Origin of the sequence: Candidatus Electronema sp. JC, assembly GCF_048287365.2 — a bacterium.
In the GTDB taxonomy this organism is placed as follows: domain Bacteria; phylum Desulfobacterota; class Desulfobulbia; order Desulfobulbales; family Desulfobulbaceae; genus Electronema.
In genome coordinates this window covers 1-15,893 of record NZ_JBLWEM020000001.1, presented here as the reverse complement: position 1 = coordinate 15,893, position 15,893 = coordinate 1, and the positions used below count along the sequence as shown (strand labels likewise).

Here is a 15,893-nt window from a genome sequence, read left to right as displayed (position 1 = left end):
CCGGACCGCGCGGACGGCACCGCCGCCAGTTCCAGCAAACTGGACTTTATTATGTATCAGGTTCGTGCTATACTGTCAAGTTCATGAGAACGATTTTTCTGCTGCCGACTGCTTTCCTGCTGATTTTCCTCAATAGCTGCCGGGAGGAAAAACAGCCGTCCGTCCCTGCACCGCCTGCCAAACCGCAGGAAGCGGCGACCATTCCGGCAGCTCCGCCGCCGCCCGGCTGCCGGGGCTGCCATGCGGAGATTCAATTGGACACGCCGCATGACTTCGCCTGCACGGACTGTCATCAGGGCGACAACAACGCGAATGACCGCCAGCTTGCCCACCAAGGGCTGAACGCCAAGCCTGCCGCGCCGGAGAGCATGGCCGCCGTTTGCGGTCGCTGCCACGCGCAGCAGGCGGAAGGCTGCGCCCAGAGCGGGCATTTCAGCCTGCGCAACGAGGTCAATCTGATCCGCCGCCAGTTCGGCTTGGAGCCGGTCAACAGCCTGCGCGAGCTGCCGGAGCCGAACAGCCTGCCGCAGAGCAAGGAGGATTTGGTCAATGACCTGCTCCGCCGCCGCTGCCTGCGCTGTCATCCGGGCACAGCAGGCGACAGCTACCCGCACACGCGGCGCGGGCTGGGCTGCGCGGCCTGCCATTTGCGCAAAACAGAGGGCAAATTGGCCAGCCACGCCTTCAGCCTGCCTGATGAGGCGCGCTGTCTGAGCTGCCATTACGGCAACCGCGTGGGCAGTGATTTCGTCGGAATGCACGAGCACGATCTTGGCAGCGACTTCCGCTCGCCGCAGACAACCAAGGCCCCGTATTTTCGTCCTTACGGTGTTGAGCAGCACGATCTTGCCCAAGACATCCACCGTCAGCGCGGCCTGACCTGCCTCGACTGCCACAACGGCGCGGAGTTGTCCGGCAAACAGGCGGCGGTGCGCTGCGCAGATTGCCACGATCCGCAGCCGGGCCAAATCCCGCCGCTGAAAAATCTGCGGAGCGAAGGCGGACAGCTCATTCTGACCAGCAAAGCCAGCGGCAAAGAACATCCCGTTCCTCGGCTTCAGCATCCGGCCCATGCGAAATACGGCGGCAAGGTCGCCTGCCAAGTCTGCCATGCCCAATGGAGCTTCAACGATCAGGGCACGCACCTGCTGCTCACTTACTCGTCTGACACTGATCCATGGAGTTCGCTGACCGTGCAGAGCAGTTCAGAAGCCGAGGCGTTTCTTCTCGGCGAAGAGGACGAGCCGGTCATGAGCGACACTCTGAGCGGAGAGAAGAAACCGGGCGTGTGGCTGCAAGGCTACGGCCTCCGCCGCTGGGAGAACATGATTATCCGGCAGGACAAAGACGGCATCGTCAAGGTCTTCCGGCCCATTCTCGACCTGCATCTCTCTGCTGTCGATGAAAACGGTGAGGTGCTTGCCGGCTTTGACAACATCGCCGGAAACAGCGACGGCCTGCTGCCATACACGCCGCACACCACCGGCCCGGCTGGACTGTTTTACGAGCAGCGTTTCCTCCGCCAGCTGGAGAAAGACAGCGTTTCAGGCCACAGCAAGCAATCTGCTGCGCGGCCATAAAAAACAAAACACGCTGTCACAATTTTTTCCTCTGCCCTTATGTTGCAAATGTGTGAACGCAGTCAGCTTTTGACCGGCCTTGACCGTCTCGGCCTCAGCATTCCTTCTGTCTCTGTTGACAAGATCATGCTGTATTGCCAAGAACTGCAAAAATGGAACCGGAAGATCAATCTGATCGCCCGCGAAACTGCGGCGGCGGAAATGGTCGAGAAACATTTTCTCGACTCGCTGGCCTTGCTGCCGCTGCTGCATAAAAACAGCGGGCTGGACGCGAGCCTGCTCGATGTCGGCAGCGGCGCCGGCTTTCCCGGCTTGGTCTTGGCGGCGGCTTGGCCGGAACTGCGCGTGACCCTGATGGAGCCGCGTCAGAAACGCACCGCTTTTCTTCGCCATGTTGCCCGGACGCTGGGACTGTCCAATGTCAAGGTGCGGGAAGAACGGCTGGAGCCGGGCCAGCCGCTGCCGGAGCAGTTCACTTTCATCACCAGCCGGGCTGTGGCCGCGCCGGAGATTTTTCTGCCCCTGATCCAAGCCGCCGCCGGACCGGAAACTGTGGTCATCCTCATGCTGGCGGCGGAGGAGCGGCAGAGCTGGGACGCAGAACTCTGGCAGACTGTCGGGCAGCTTAAATTCGTTTTGCCCTTTTCCGGCGACCCGCGCCTGCTGATCGCCGTGCGGAGGCATGTCAGCTGATTCTGGCGCCTGAAAGAACATTTTGATGTTCACGCAACTTGAAATCGCCATTTTTCTTTAACGGTGCAAGATGCTGCGGCCTGTCGCCACAGTTTTTATTTTTTTAAGCGCAAAATTATGACTGCTTCCGCTGGATTTCTCATTTATGCCGCCCTGTACCGCCTGACTGTGCTGGCGGTCGGCGCGCTGGCCATCTGGCTGGGCTTCCGTTTGTTCAGCAATGCCGCGAGCAAAAAAGCGGACGGTGCCGCCAGCGCGGAAGGCGGCGGCTTCAAGCTGGCCCTGACCAACATCCTGCCCGGAACCTATTTCGCCCTTTTCGGCACAGTGATCATCAGCATCATGCTGTGGCGGGGCGAGCCGCCGCAGTTGGAGCAGAAAAGTGTCGCCGAAATAACGGACACAGGAGAAGTTCGATCTGAATATCAGCTAACGCGTCACAATGAATCGAATCTTGACGGGCCAGCAGCAGGCAGGGAAAAATCTGGCATCACAGGGGCGGAAGCTGCCGAGATGCTGGATGCCATTGCCAAGCTGCTGCGGGAAAATGGCCATGAAGAGGCGGCGGTGACAACCGAGCAAGCCGCCAAATCCTTGCGGAGGCCAGAAAAATGAAACTGCGCGGAAGGTGCTTGCTGCTGATTGCGCTGGCCGTGCTGCCCGCTGCTGCGCAGGCGGATTCCGGCTTTGGCCGCTTTCACGCCTTGGTGATCGGCAATCAGAATTACCGGCATCTCACCAAGCTGCAAACTCCGCTGGCTGATGCGAAAGAGGTTGCCGAGGTACTGAAAACGCAGTACGGCTTCACGGTGGACTTGCTTTTGGACAAGCGCCGGGACGAGATCAAGCTGGCTCTGTCCGAGCTGCGCAAGACCATGATCGACGAGCGCGACAACCTGCTGATTTACTACGCCGGGCACGGCTATCTTGACGAGCGCACCAGCACCGGCTACTGGCAGCCCGTGGATGCGGAAAAGGACAACGATGTCTATTGGCTGCCGACCGATGAAATTTCCCGGCTGCTCAAGGCTGTCCGCGCTAGGCACGTGCTGATTGTCGCGGACTCCTGCTATTCCGGCAGCCTGCTGATGCGGGATTCCGGCGCGAGGCTTCCTGCCGCCGCCAGCCGCGATGAATGGCTGAAGCGGATGCAGGCGAAACGGTCGCGCACTGCGCTGACTTCGGGCGGCGAGGAGCCGGTTGCGGACGGCGGTGGGAGCGGGCATTCGGTCTTTGCCAAGGCATTGCTGGAAGTGCTGCGGGAAAACAAGGAGATTCTGGACGGCGACAGCCTCTTTGATCGGATCAAGCGGCCAGTCATTTTGAATGCAGATCAGACTCCCCTGTACGGCGACATCAAGATGACCGGGCATGAGATGGGTGATTTTTTGCTGGTGCCGAAGGAGATGCAGGAAGGAGGGATGCAGGAGAAGCCAGCGGGTAAGGCGGATTTGGATTTTCTGAAACGTGAATTTGATAAAAATGCATTAGATCAGCCGAAGCAATCAGAGCTTTTTGATCGGGCTATGCAATTTTTCAAAAAGAAAGATTTCAGAGCTGCATACAAATTATTTGAGCAAAGTCTGTCTGGGAAGATAGGAGATAAGCAGGCCGCTAAAACGCTATATATGATGGGAGAGTGCTTATTTAATCAGGGAGATTACGATATTTCCATTCTTGACTACCAGAAGGTAATATCCGATTACAGCGATGATTCGTACAGTGCGGCTGCGCTGCTCCGGCAAGGGATGGCTTTTGAAAAGCTAACGGACAAAGTAACAGCCGCAATAATTTATGAAAAATTAAATAGGAAACATCCTGATAGCAGAGAGGCTAAGGCAGCTAAAGAACGACTTGAATCTTTAACGACGAAGTAGGGGTGAAAAATTTTTCGCCCCTACATGTCCCCAATTCTTAAAATGTCATTCAACTCGAAAATTCACCGCCGCCGTTCCATCCGTCTGCCCGGATATGATTACACCAGCGCGGGCGTGTATTTCATCACCATTTGCGCCAGCGGCAAGGAATGCCTGTTCGGCGTGGTGGAAAATGGGCAAATGCGGCTGAACGATGCCGGGCGGATTGCCGCGCAATGCTGGCACGACATTCCATTGCATTTTCCTCATGCGGAATTGGACGAATGGGTGGTGATGCCGAATCATGTGCATGGGATTGTCATGATTGATGATGGCAAGGTAGGGGCGAAAAATTTTTCGCCCCTACACGGCACATCGAAAACCATTAGCTCAATCGTGCGCGGATTCAAAATCGGCGTGACCAAATGGATGCGGCAAAACAAATCTATTCATCAGGTCTGGCAGCGCAATTTTTACGAACACATTATCCGCAATGAAACAGAATTGCACGGCATCCGCGAATACATCCAAAATAATCCAGCCAAATGGGAACTGGATGAACTGCATGTCGCCATATAGGGGCGAAAAATCTTTCGTCCCTGCTTGTTTTCTGCCACTGAACTTCCTCCAACCATGACCAACCGAGCCATACTGCTCCGGCTGCGCGAGGTGCTGCGGCCTTACAGCGGCAAGCTGCTCATCGCCATGGCCGCGATGATCGTCGTCGCCCTGTTCAACGCCGCCCAGGCCTACATGGTGCAGCCGCTGCTGGACAAAATTTTTTATGAAAAAAACGCTGCTTGGCTGACCGCGCTGCCGCTGGCCCTGCTGGCGATTTTTTTCGTCAAAGGGGTGTTTTACTTTTTCTATTCCTACCTGCTCGAATGGGTGGGGCAGTCGGTGATCAAAGACCTGCGCAACAGCCTCTACGGGCATCTCCACGAGCTGTCGATGGGCTTTTTCTACAAGAATTCCACCGGCGAACTGATCTCGCGGATCATGAACGACGTGGCCATGCTCCAAGGCACGGTCTCGCACGCCCTGATTTATGTCCTGCGCGATTTCTTCAGCCTGGCCGGGCTGCTGGCGGTGATTTTCTACATGGACTGGCGGCTGGCCTTAGTCTCGCTCGTGTTCATTCCGATGGCCGCAGTGCCGATTGTGGTGTTCGGCAAGAAATTCCGCCGCATCAGCACCCGCTACCAGCAGGGCATGGGCGAGGCGAGCAACTTCCTCAATGAGACCATCCGGGGCATCCGCATCGTTAAAGCCTTCTGCGCCGAGGAGCAGGAAAAACGCCGCTTTGCCGCCAAGATGCAGCAGCTTTTCGACACCCTGATGAGCGAGACCCGCTACCGCAGCCTTGCCCATCCGCTGATTGAATTCCTCGGCGGCATCGGCATGGCCCTGATCATCTGGTTCGGCGGCAACGAGGTGCTGAAGGGCAATGCCACGCCCGGCACCTTCATGTCTTTTCTCACCGCGTTGGTCATGCTCTATGAGCCGATCAAGGGCGTGAGCAAGATCAACTCCACTGTGCAGTCGGGCATGGCTGGCGCGGCCCGCATCTTCGCCCTTTTGGACACCGAGCCGGAAATCCGCGAGAAGGAGAATGCGGTTGAGCTGCCACCCTTCAGCCGCCAGATTGAATTCCACAAGGTCAGCTTTTCCTATCAGCCCGGCGAGCTGGTGCTGCGCGAAGTCAGCCTGACAATCGCGCGGGGCGAGGTGGTGGCCTTGGTTGGGCCGTCGGGCGGCGGCAAAAGCTCCTTGGCCAGCCTGCTGCCGCGCTTTCACGAGGTCACGGACGGCGCAGTCCTGCTGGACGGCCACGATCTGCGCGACCTCAGCCTGCGTTCGCTGCGCAGCCAGATTGCCATTGTCACCCAGCAAACTATCCTGTTTAATGACACGGTGCGCAGCAATATCGCCTACGGCAGTCCTAATTGCAGTGAGGAGGAGATCCGCCGGGCTGCGGCAGCGGCCTTTGCTTTGGATTTCATCGAAGCTCTGCCGCAGGGCTTTGACACCGTGATTGGTGAGTCTGGCGTGCGACTCTCCGGCGGCCAGCAGCAGCGGCTGTCTATAGCCAGAGCGATACTCAAGAACGCGCCGATCCTTATTTTAGATGAAGCCACGTCCGCGCTCGACACCGAATCCGAGCGCAAGGTGCAGCAGGCTTTGGACAATCTGATGAAGAACCGCACCACCTTGGTCATCGCCCACCGCCTCTCGACCATCAAGAACGCCGACCGCATCGTGGTCATGCAGGACGGTCGCATTGCCGAGGAAGGCGACCACGACAGCCTGCTCCGGCGCGGCGGCATTTACGAGGGGCTGCACAGCTTGCAGCACGCCGCCCGATGAGCAGGCTCCGCAGCGGCGCAGGCCGGGCCAATGTCTGGCTGCCGGGCCTGCTCGCCTTTGCTTTGCCGCTTTCCACGTCGGCAGTGTCGGCAATCGCCCTGCTCATTCTCCTGCTCTGGCTGATCGAAGGGAATTTCCTGCTTAAGCTGGCTGAGACCCTCTTCACGCCAGTCGCGGCGGCTTTGCTGGGCTATTTAGCCCTGCTCTGTCTCGGTCTGCTCTGGACAGCAAACCCGACGGACGGCCTCAGCGTCCTGCAAGATCACTGGAAGATTGCCCTGCTGCCGGTCTTTCTCACGGCCATCCGCCACGAACGGCGCACCTTCTATCTGAGCTGCTTCATCGCCGGAATGAGCACGGCCATGCTGCTCACCTTCTTAGTCTGGCTCGGCCTAGTCCAGTACGCCGATGTCAGCCCAACGCATCTCACGCCTAAGACGTTTCACGTCGTCTATAACCCCCTGCTGGCCTTCGCCATCTACCTGACGCTGCACAAGGCAGTCTGGGAGGAGCCAAGGCGGCGTGCGCGTGCGGGCCTCTTCGCGCTCGCCGGGCTGATGAGCCTCAACATGTTCATGACCGAAGGCCGCACCGGGCAGGCCGCCTTCTTCGTCCTCCTCAGCCTCTTCCTGCTGCAAGTCTTCAGCCAGCAGCGCGTGCGGGCTATCTTCCTCCTCTGTCTGCTGCTGCCTGCGGGCATCGCCACCGGCTATTTAGCCAGCCCGGTCTTTCAGCAGCGGGTTGACTTAGCCCTGAGCGAAGTCTCCGGCTTTCACGACAACCCCAACACCTCAGTGGGTCTGCGCCTTCAGTTCTGCCGGAACGCGCTGTTCCTCATCCGCCAGCAGCCCTGCCTCGGTGTGGGCACCGGCGATTTCAAAGCCGCCTACGCGCTGGTCAATCAGCAGCGCAGCCCGCACTGCGTCAGCACTGACAACCCGCACAACCAGTACCTCTTGAGCGCGGCGCTGCTCGGCCTGCCCGGCCTGCTCATCCTGCTGCTGATCTTTGTTCTCATGCTGCGGCAGGCCCGCTCTGAGCAGGAGGACAGCCTGCGCCGGGCGCGTTTCGCCTTCTCGGTCTTCTTCTTAGTCATCATGCTGGCGGAGTCCTATCTCAAGGTCTATCAGACCGCCTTCTTCTTCGCCCTGATGGGTGCTGTGCTGTATAAGAAAAAGCCTTTGCCGCAGGCCGCAGGCCGCTGCTGGCTGATTCTCTCCTACCGCGCCAACATCCCCGGTTCAGCCTGCTCGCAGCATCTGGACGACCGGCTGCCGCACTTGCAGGCCCAAGGCATAGAGCCGGTGCTGCTCACCGGCCCAGCTGGCTTGGCGCATCCGACATGGCGGCACTTCCGCACTGTCAGCCTCGCGCCCTCCGGCCTGCGCTTCGAGCTGCGCCATTACCTCCGCCGCCGACTGCGTCACCGCTGGCAGTTCAAGCTGGCAGAAAGCCTGCTCCTCTTGCCGGTGCTGCCCTTCTACCTGCTGGAGAAGATCGTCGTCAACTTGGAGAGCGAATGGTCCTGGGGCCTGCTTGCCTCGCTGCGCGGCCTGCTGCTCTGCCGCCAGCTCAGGCCGGAGCTGGTCTATTCCACCGGCGGCTCGGCTTCAGCCCATGTCGCTGGCCTGCTGATCAAGCGCTGGACTGGCATCCGCTGGCTTGCCGAGACGCAAGACCCGCTCGTGCACGATCAAGGCTGGCGGCGCAGCCGTCTCGCCCTGCTGCTGTATACGAATCTGGAGCGGCGCATCTGCCAGCAGGCCGACCTGTTCGTGTTTCTCGTCGGCGCGGCGCTGGAGCACTGCCGCCAGCGCACCGGCTGCGGCAGGCTGGCCGTAGTCTATCCCGGCGCGGAGCCGTCCTGGTTCGGGCAGCAGCAGGCATACAGCAAAGGCGGCCGCTGCTCCTTCGCGCACTTCGGCTCGCTCTCCGGCACCCGCAATCTGGCTGTCTTCTTCCAGGCGCTGGAGCAGGCAGTCAGCGGCAGGCCGGAGCTGCGCGGCAGGGCGCAGGTGGACGTGTACGGCTCTTTTGACAGCCTCTCAGAGCGGGAGATGCAACGCCTGCGCCTGCACGACCTCGTCAGGGTGCATGGGCCGGTGCCGCGAGAGAAGGCCATAGCCCGGATGCAGCAGGCAGACTGCCTGCTCTTAGTGCAGAACATCATCTACTTCTCCTGCGAGACCATTCCGTCCAAGGTCTATGAGTACCTGCTCACAGGCCGCCCAATTCTTGGCCTGCTGCATAATAATAAGGAGCTGGCCGCCATGCTGGCGGAGAGCGGCCATCGCGCCGCGCCTGCCGATGACGTGCAGGCCACAGCCGCAGCCATCGCCGCGATCTTGGACGACTGGGCTGCGAACAAGCTGACAGCGGCCAAGGCGGCGGCCCCGACTTGGACTGTCGAGGCGGCGGTGCGCAAGCTGATCTGCCTGAGCGAGGGCTGCGGCGCCTGCGCATGAAGCCCCGCAGCATTCTCATTGTCAAGCCCAGCTCGCTCGGCGACATCGTCCACACGCTGCCGCTGGCGCACGCGCTCAAACGCTGCTGGCCGGACTGCCGCATCGGCTGGATCGTGCAGCAGGCCTTCGCGCCTCTGCTGGCAGCAGATGAGAGCATAGACCGCATCTACCCCATCCGCATCCCCTCGACCAGCGAGCCGCAAGCGGGCCGCTCGGCCTGGCTGGCCGCCTTTAGCGCGACCCTGAAGACCCTGCGCGGCCTGCGCCGCCAGTTGCAGGCGGAGCCGTATGACCTCATCCTCGACCTGCACGCCTCGCTACGCAGCGGGCTGCTAGGCCGCTGCAATCCGGGCGGCCTGCGCCTTGGCTTCGCTGATGCCAAGGAGCTGAACACGCTCTTTCAGCAGCAGCTTGTCGCTGTCCCGGCAGACGTGCGCCATGCGCAGGACAAGAACCTGCTCTTCTGCCAGCAGCTTGGTCTCAGCGTGACCGCAGCGGACTTCCATCTCCGCTGCGGCGCGGCTGACCGCGAGGCGGCGCAGGTCTTCCTACGCGAGGCGGGCGCGGCAGGGAAGAGGGTCGTTCACGCCAACCCGGCGGCCCGCTGGCAGACCAAGTTCTGGCCGCAGGAACGCTGGGCCGAGCTGGCCGACCGCCTGCATGGACAGGGGCTGGCTGTGGTCTTTGGCGGCAGCGGGCAGGATCTGGCCTATCTGGACGGCATTGTTCGCCTGATGCGCAGCCCGGCACTCATCGCCGCTGGCAGGCTCAGTCTGCCGCAGGCCGCCGCCCTGATCGCCCAATCCGCCCTGCACATCGGCTTGGATTCCGGGCCGATGCACATCGCCGCCTTAGCTGGCGTACCGGTTGCCGCGCTCTTCGGCCCGACCCACCCGGAGCGCGTCGGCCCCTACGGCGTGCAGCACCGCATCATCCGCGCCGAAAGCCTGCCTTGCTTAGAGTGCCGCAAACGCAGCTGCTCCCATCTGTCCTGCATGAAAGGCATCACCGTGCAGATGGTGGAGGAAGCCGCCCTTGCCTTGCTGACATGACTCGATGCCTGCATCGAGCTTTGCCCGATAGCGCTTTCGGGCTGGCCCGCAAGTAGTATCGGGCTGGTCCGATACCACTATCGAGATATCCCCGATGCCTGTATCGAGATTTCCCCGAAAGCACCCATGCGAATCAGTCTCATCATCACCACCTACAACTGGAAGGAAGCCTTGGAGCTGTCGCTGCGCAGCGCGCTCCAGCAGAAGAAGCTGCCAATGGAGATCATCATTGCCGACGACGGCTCCCGGCCCGACACCGGCGAGCTGATCCGCCGCATCGCCGCGACCGCGCCGGTGCCTGTGCTCCATTCCTGGCAGGAGGACGAGGGTTTCCGGCTGGCTGCCAGCCGCAACAAGGCCATCGCCAAAAGCAGCGGCGACTACATCATCCTCATTGACGGCGACATCATCCTTGAGCGGCATTTCATCTTTGATCATGCCCGCTTCGCCAAGCCCGGCTGCTTTGTGCAGGGCACGCGGGTGCTGCTCGGCGAGCAGCTGTCACAGGAGATCCTCGCCCGCCGCAAGCCGCCTGTCGAGCCGGTCTGCCGCTGGGACGTGGGCAACCGCAAGAACTGTGTGCGCTCGGACATACTCTCCTGCATCTTCTCCTACCGCGACCGTGGCATGTACGGCGTGCGCACCTGCAACTTCGCCTTCTGGCGGAGCGACGCGCTGGCCGTGAACGGCTTCAACGAGGCTTTTGTGGGCTGGGGCCGCGAGGACTCTGAGTTTACCGCCCGCCTCCTCAACTGCGGTCTGGTGCGGAAGAACCTTAAATTCAGCGCGGTCGCCTACCACCTTCATCATGCCCTCAATGACCGCGCCCAGCTGACCGCCAACGACGAGCTGCTGCGCCGCACAGTGGAGCGGCGGCTGCGCTGGTGCGAGCAGGGCGTGACCGCCTATCTGCCCTGAGCCGCAGCGGCAAGAAAGTGCCGCCGCAGGCTGGAAGCACAGGGGCCGCTCTGCTATACTTTGATCTCAAGACCCATGTCAGCGCGCCGGAGAACCGCCTTGCCCCGAAGCGGCCCGGCCCGCTGCCCCGCAAGGCATTGCCGATGAACCCAGCAGCTCAGTCTCTCCCGGAAGAAAACGCCGCCGTCCCCTTGCTGCGGCCCGCAGGCATGATGCTGCTTGCCGTGCTCCTGCTTGTCCTGCTCGGCGGGCTGGGCAGCTTCCTGCTGCTCGCCCGCGCCCAGGCTGTCCGCAGCGCCGAAGTGACTGCGGAAAATCTTGTTCAGGTCATTGAAGCGCAGGTGGCCGGAGATTTGGGCCGCTTGGAAAGCCTGCTGCGCTATGCGGCCACGGAGTTTGACCCGGAGCGGATCAGCCGTCTGCCTGCGGCGGAACGGGCTGTCCTCTCCCGGCGCATAGCCCAGCTGCTGCATGATTTCCCGGCAGCGGGCGGGCTGAATCTCTTTGACAGCCAAGGCTGGCTGCTGCTTTCCGATCAGGCGGAGCGCGTGCCCTTCAGCATTGCCGACCGGCCTCACTTCCAGGCCATGCGGAGCAACACCGGCCTGAGCACGGTCTATTCCGACGCGCTCGCAGCCCGCAGCAGCGGTGCCTGGTCCTTGGTGCTGTCCCGCGCTGTCCGCAGCTCGGACGGACGGCTTTTAGGCTTGGTCAACGCGCCGATGAACTTAGAGGCGCACGCCAGACTCTTTGCCAGACTGAATGTCGGCCGATACGGAGTCACTTTGATGCGGCGCAGCGACACCTTCCAGCTCATTCAGCGGGTGCCGCGCATGAGCGAGGCGGACTTCAACCAGCCCCTGCCTGAGAGCAACGCCATCCGCCAGCGCGTGGCCGCTGGCGGGCAGCGCTTCACCCTGCATTATGCGGCCAGCGTTGACGGCCTGGCGCGCATCGGCAGCGTCAGAGTGCTGAAGCAGTTCCCGTTCTACGTCCAAGTGGCCTTGGCCGAGGAGGACTTCCTCGCCGCCTGGCGGCGGCAGGCGGCCTGGTCCAGCGCGCTGACGCTGCTGCTGCTGGCCGCTTTCGGCCTGGCCGCCTTGCGCCTGCGCCGGAGCGAGCTGGCCGCAGCCGCAGCGCTGGCCGCGCAGGCAGAGGCCGACCAGCGCGTGCGTCTGGCCCTGAGCGGAGGAGATTTGGGGCTGTGGGACTGGCACATTCCCAGCGGCCGGGTGGTGTTCAACGAACGCTGGTGCGCCATGCTCGGCTATGCTCTGTCCGAGGTGAAGCCGCATGTGGACAGCTGGGGCGAGCTGGTTCATCCTGAGGACTGGCCGGTGATCAAAGCAGCCTTGGAGCCGCATCTCCGGGGAGAGACGGCTTTATACGAATGCGAGCACCGGATGCGCCACAAGGACGGCCGCTGGGTCTGGATACTTGACCGGGGCAAGGTGGTGCGCCGCAACGCGGCAGGCGGTGCGCTGCGGGCCGTCGGCACGCACATGGACATCAGCGGGCGCAAAGCGGCGGAGCAGGCGCTGGCCGAGAGCGAGGAGCGGCTGCGGGCCTTGTTTGACATCTTCCCGGACGGCATCCTGCTGATCGACCCGCAGACCACCATGCCGACAGTGTTCAACCCGCTCGCGCATCAGCAGCTCGGCTACACGGCCGAGGAGTTCGCCCGGCTGCCGATCCGCGCCTATGAGGCTGCGGAAACGCCGGAAGAGATTGCGGCCCGCAGCGCAGCCATCCTTCAGCAGGGCCGGGCTGACTTTGAGACCACGCACCGCCGCAAGGACGGCTCGCTGCTGCCAGTGCAGGTCACGGTGCTGCGCGTCAGCCTGCGCGGCGCCATGCACTTTCTCTGCGTGATGCGCGACATCAGCGAGCGCAAGGCGGCGGAGCAGAATCTGAAAACGGCCTTGGCCGAGCTTGAGCGGGAGCGCAGCTTCCTCAAGACCCTGATTCGCACCCTGCCTGACCTGATCTGGCTCAAGGATGCTGACGGCGTGTATTTGGCCTGCAATCCGGCCTTCGAGCGTTTCTTCGGCATGGCGGAAGCGGAGATCGTCGGCAGGACGGATTATGATTTCGTCAGCCGCGAGCAGGCGGAGATGTTCCGCGCCAACGACCGGCGGGCCATGCTGGCAGACAGGCCGCAGGTCAACGAAGAGTGGATCACCTTTGCCGCCGACGGGAGCCGCGTGCTCCTGGAAACCACGAAAATGCCGATGCGCGGCCAGCAAGGGCGGCTCATCGGCGTGCTCGGCATCGGCCACGACATCACCCGCACCCGCAGGCTGGAAGAGAAGCTGCGGGCCGAGCGCGACCTCAAGCAGAGCTACTTGGACACGGTTGAGGCGGTCATTGTCTCGCTCGACCGCAGCGGCCTGATCACCATGATCAACCGCAAAGGCTGCGAGCTGCTCGGCTGGCCGGAGGAGGAGCTGCGCGGCGCCTTCTGGTTTGAACGCTGCCTGGTCCAGCCGCAGGGCCTGACCGAGGCGTATCCGGCTTTTGCTGATCTCATTGCTGGCAGGCAGGCTGTGACCGGGCGTTTTGAAAACCGCATTCTGACCCGCTCCGGCGAAGCCCGCCTGATCGCTTGGCGGGTCAGCTGTCTCCGCGACGAGCAGGGCGACATAGTCGGCACGTTGAGCGCGGGCGAGGATGTCACCGAGCGCAAGGCGGCGGAGCAGGAGCTGCGCCGGATTTCCAAGCTGATGCGGATGATCCTTGATTCCGCCAGCGAAGGCATCTGCGGCCTGGACCGCCAAGGCCGCACCATCTTCATCAACCGGGCAGGCGCGGCCATGCTCGGCTGGCAGCCGGAGGAGCTGCTGGGCCGCTGCCAGCATCAGATCGCCCATCACCGCAAGGCGGACGGCGCGCCCTATCCTGAGGAGGACTGTCCGGCCAGCCGCTGCTGCTGGGACGGCCAGCCCCGCGAGGTGACAGACGAGCTGCTCTGGCGCAAGGACGGCAGCTCCTTTCCGGCTGAGTATGTGGCCAGCCCAATCATTGACAGCGACGGCGGCATCACCGGGGCTATGCTGGTCTTCCGCAGTCTGAGCGAGCGGGTCGCCCTGTGCAACGATCTGGCCCGCTCCAATGCCGAGCTGGAGCAGTTCGCCTACGCCGCCTCCCACGACCTGCGCCAGCCGCTGCGGATGATCGCCAATTTCCTCCAGCTCCTGCACATGGAGCTGGAGGCGACGCTGACAGACGCGCAGAAGGAGTATATTCAATTCGCGGTCAGTGGGGCCAAGCGGCTGGACACGATGCTGCTTGGCCTGCTGGAGTATTCCAGAGTCGGACGCGCGGGCGAGCCGTCCGTCTGGCTGGAAAGCCGCGCGGTGCTTGACGAGGCGCTGCTTTTCCTCCGCCCGGCTGTCGACGAGGCCGGAGCGGCTGTGCGCGTGGCAGGCGACTGGCCGCGCCTCAAGGCCAGCCCGGACGGTCTGCTCCGCCTGCTCCAGAATCTGATCGGCAACGCGCTCAAGTTCCGTCTTCCCGGACAGGCGCCGGAAGTCACGGTCAGCGGCGAGCTGCTTGCTGACCGCTGGCGGCTGACTGTGGCCGACAAGGGCATCGGCCTGCCGCCGAATCAGCGCGACCGGCTCTTTCAAGTCTTCAGCCGCCTGCGCACCAAAGGCGAGTACGAAGGCACCGGCATCGGTCTGGCCGTGGCCCGCAAAATCGCCGAGCAGCACGGCGGCGGCATCCGCGCCGAATCGCCGGGCGAAGGACTGGGCAGCTCCTTTGTCGTCGAGCTGCGGCTGGCTGCGGACGCAAGCTGAGAAACAGCATCATTGCCAATGAACTCCCTTCTGCGCATCTACGCTGTCTTCACCAAAGAGCTGCGCCAGCTCCGGCGCGACCGCATGACCTTCGGCATGGTGGTGATGATTCCCTTCATCCAGCTGCTGCTCTTCGGCTATGCAATCAACACCAACATCCGCCACATCCCGGCAGGTTTGGTGGATCAGAGCCGCAGCAGCCTCAGCCGCCAGCTCGTTCAGACCGTCGCGGCCACGCAAGCACTGTCCTTCACCGCCCGTTATGCGGATGTGCGGCAGGCGGAAGCGGCCATTGCCAGCGGCGAGGTGCGGGCGGCGCTGATTGTTCCGGCGGATCTTGCCCAGCGGCTGATTCGGCATCCGTCTGCCGGACTGCCCTCCGCTGACAGAAGAAGCAGCCGCCCGTTGGCCCAATGGCTGGTTGACGGCGCGGACCCGGTGATCGCCGGAGCTGTGAAAAGCCTGCGCAACATGCCGCTGGCCGAGCTGCTGCGCACGTCAGCCCGCGCCGCTGCTCCAACCTTTGAAGTGACGTTGCTCTACAACCCGGAGCAGCGCACTGCGGTCAACACGGTGCCGGGCATCGTCGCGGTCATCCTCACCATGACCATGATCATGTTCACCTCTGCCGCGATAGTCCGGGAAAGCGAGCGCGGCAACATGGAGATGCTGATCACCACGCCGGTGCGCCCGCTTGAATTGATGCTCGGCAAAATTGTCCCGTACATGTTCATCGGCGGCGTGCAGGTGACGATAATCCTCGGTCTGGGCCACCTGATTTTCAAAGTGCCGGTCAACGGCGGCCTGCTTCAGATTGCTGGCGCGACCCTGCTCTTCATCGCCGCCAGTCTGACACTGGGGCTGGTCATCTCCACCATTGCGAAAAATCAGCTGCAATCCATGCAGATGACCATCTTCGTCGGTAATGGTGATTTATGAGTGACAAGGCGGGTCGCGCCTGAAAAATATATTGAATTTATCATTAAAAACAATACAATAGCGAAAAGCAGACTTTCGGGTGCGCCTTCACCGCTTGGCTTTCAAAGGAGGGATTGTCCGCCGGAAGCCGTTCGATAAAAAAAATCAACGATGGGGAAAAAAGTCATGCAATGTCCAAAATGCGGCTCTTCAGCTGTTGTTAAAAATGGTTCCATAGCAAATG

The 15,893-nt window shown here is 62.0% G+C and carries 10 protein-coding genes and 1 pseudogene; all 11 read left to right on the top strand.

Annotated features, from left to right (window positions below; translation table 11 throughout):
• Positions 1-83 precede the first annotated feature (83 nt).
• Positions 84-1,580 carry a hypothetical protein gene (locus tag ACNKH3_RS00055; RefSeq protein ID WP_420207769.1) on the top strand — a complete coding sequence of 499 codons (1,497 nt, stop codon included), beginning with the start codon at positions 84-86 and terminating at the stop codon, positions 1,578-1,580.
• A 48-nt stretch (positions 1,581-1,628) separates the two neighbouring features.
• Positions 1,629-2,273, top strand: coding sequence for a 16S rRNA (guanine(527)-N(7))-methyltransferase RsmG (gene rsmG / locus ACNKH3_RS00050; RefSeq protein ID WP_420207768.1), 645 nt, complete (start codon positions 1,629-1,631; stop codon positions 2,271-2,273).
• A gap of 117 nt (positions 2,274-2,390) precedes the next feature.
• The gene (locus tag ACNKH3_RS00045) at positions 2,391-2,888 is read left to right on the top strand and encodes a hypothetical protein (protein WP_417916615.1); all 498 of its coding nucleotides are present in this window, start codon (positions 2,391-2,393) and stop codon (positions 2,886-2,888) included.
• Positions 2,885-4,150: a caspase family protein gene (locus ACNKH3_RS00040; RefSeq protein WP_417916616.1), complete on the top strand. Its 1,266-nt coding sequence runs from the start codon at positions 2,885-2,887 to the stop codon at positions 4,148-4,150. Before ACNKH3_RS00045 ends, ACNKH3_RS00040 begins: the two co-directional genes overlap by 4 nt.
• A 42-nt stretch (positions 4,151-4,192) precedes the next feature.
• Entirely contained in the window at positions 4,193-4,708 is a 516-nt protein-coding gene (locus ACNKH3_RS00035; protein ID WP_417916617.1) for a transposase, read from the top strand.
• 54 nt (positions 4,709-4,762) lie between these two features.
• The gene (gene msbA, locus ACNKH3_RS00030; RefSeq protein WP_417916618.1) at positions 4,763-6,496 is read left to right on the top strand and encodes a lipid A export permease/ATP-binding protein MsbA; all 1,734 of its coding nucleotides are present in this window, start codon (positions 4,763-4,765) and stop codon (positions 6,494-6,496) included.
• Positions 6,493-8,961 carry an O-antigen ligase family protein gene (locus tag ACNKH3_RS00025; RefSeq protein ID WP_417916619.1) on the top strand — a complete coding sequence of 823 codons (2,469 nt, stop codon included), beginning with the start codon at positions 6,493-6,495 and terminating at the stop codon, positions 8,959-8,961. The genes msbA and ACNKH3_RS00025 overlap by 4 nt, the downstream gene beginning before the upstream one ends.
• Positions 8,958-10,013: a glycosyltransferase family 9 protein gene (locus ACNKH3_RS00020; protein WP_417916620.1), complete on the top strand. Its 1,056-nt coding sequence runs from the start codon at positions 8,958-8,960 to the stop codon at positions 10,011-10,013. The genes ACNKH3_RS00025 and ACNKH3_RS00020 overlap by 4 nt, the downstream gene beginning before the upstream one ends.
• A 126-nt stretch (positions 10,014-10,139) precedes the next feature.
• Positions 10,140-10,931 carry a glycosyltransferase family 2 protein gene (locus tag ACNKH3_RS00015; RefSeq protein ID WP_420207767.1) on the top strand — a complete coding sequence of 264 codons (792 nt, stop codon included), beginning with the start codon at positions 10,140-10,142 and terminating at the stop codon, positions 10,929-10,931.
• The gene (locus ACNKH3_RS00010) at positions 10,898-14,731 is read left to right on the top strand and encodes a PAS domain S-box protein (RefSeq protein WP_420207766.1); all 3,834 of its coding nucleotides are present in this window, start codon (positions 10,898-10,900) and stop codon (positions 14,729-14,731) included. Before ACNKH3_RS00015 ends, ACNKH3_RS00010 begins: the two co-directional genes overlap by 34 nt.
• 18 nt (positions 14,732-14,749) lie before the next feature.
• Positions 14,750-15,652, top strand: a pseudogene (locus tag ACNKH3_RS00005) (ABC transporter permease); the annotation flags it as partial.
• Positions 15,653-15,893 lie beyond the last annotated feature (241 nt).

Coding starts and splice junctions, on each gene's coding strand:
- ACNKH3_RS00055 (WP_420207769.1), top strand. CDS start 84: ATGAGAACGATTTTTCTGCTGCCGACTGCTTTCCTGCTGATTTTCCTC.
- ACNKH3_RS00040 (WP_417916616.1), top strand. CDS start 2,885: ATGAAACTGCGCGGAAGGTGCTTGCTGCTGATTGCGCTGGCCGTGCTG.
- ACNKH3_RS00015 (WP_420207767.1), top strand. CDS start 10,140: ATGCGAATCAGTCTCATCATCACCACCTACAACTGGAAGGAAGCCTTG.
- ACNKH3_RS00045 (WP_417916615.1), top strand. CDS start 2,391: ATGACTGCTTCCGCTGGATTTCTCATTTATGCCGCCCTGTACCGCCTG.
- ACNKH3_RS00020 (WP_417916620.1), top strand. CDS start 8,958: ATGAAGCCCCGCAGCATTCTCATTGTCAAGCCCAGCTCGCTCGGCGAC.
- ACNKH3_RS00035 (WP_417916617.1), top strand. CDS start 4,193: ATGTCATTCAACTCGAAAATTCACCGCCGCCGTTCCATCCGTCTGCCC.
- msbA (WP_417916618.1), top strand. CDS start 4,763: ATGACCAACCGAGCCATACTGCTCCGGCTGCGCGAGGTGCTGCGGCCT.
- ACNKH3_RS00025 (WP_417916619.1), top strand. CDS start 6,493: ATGAGCAGGCTCCGCAGCGGCGCAGGCCGGGCCAATGTCTGGCTGCCG.
- rsmG (WP_420207768.1), top strand. CDS start 1,629: ATGTGTGAACGCAGTCAGCTTTTGACCGGCCTTGACCGTCTCGGCCTC.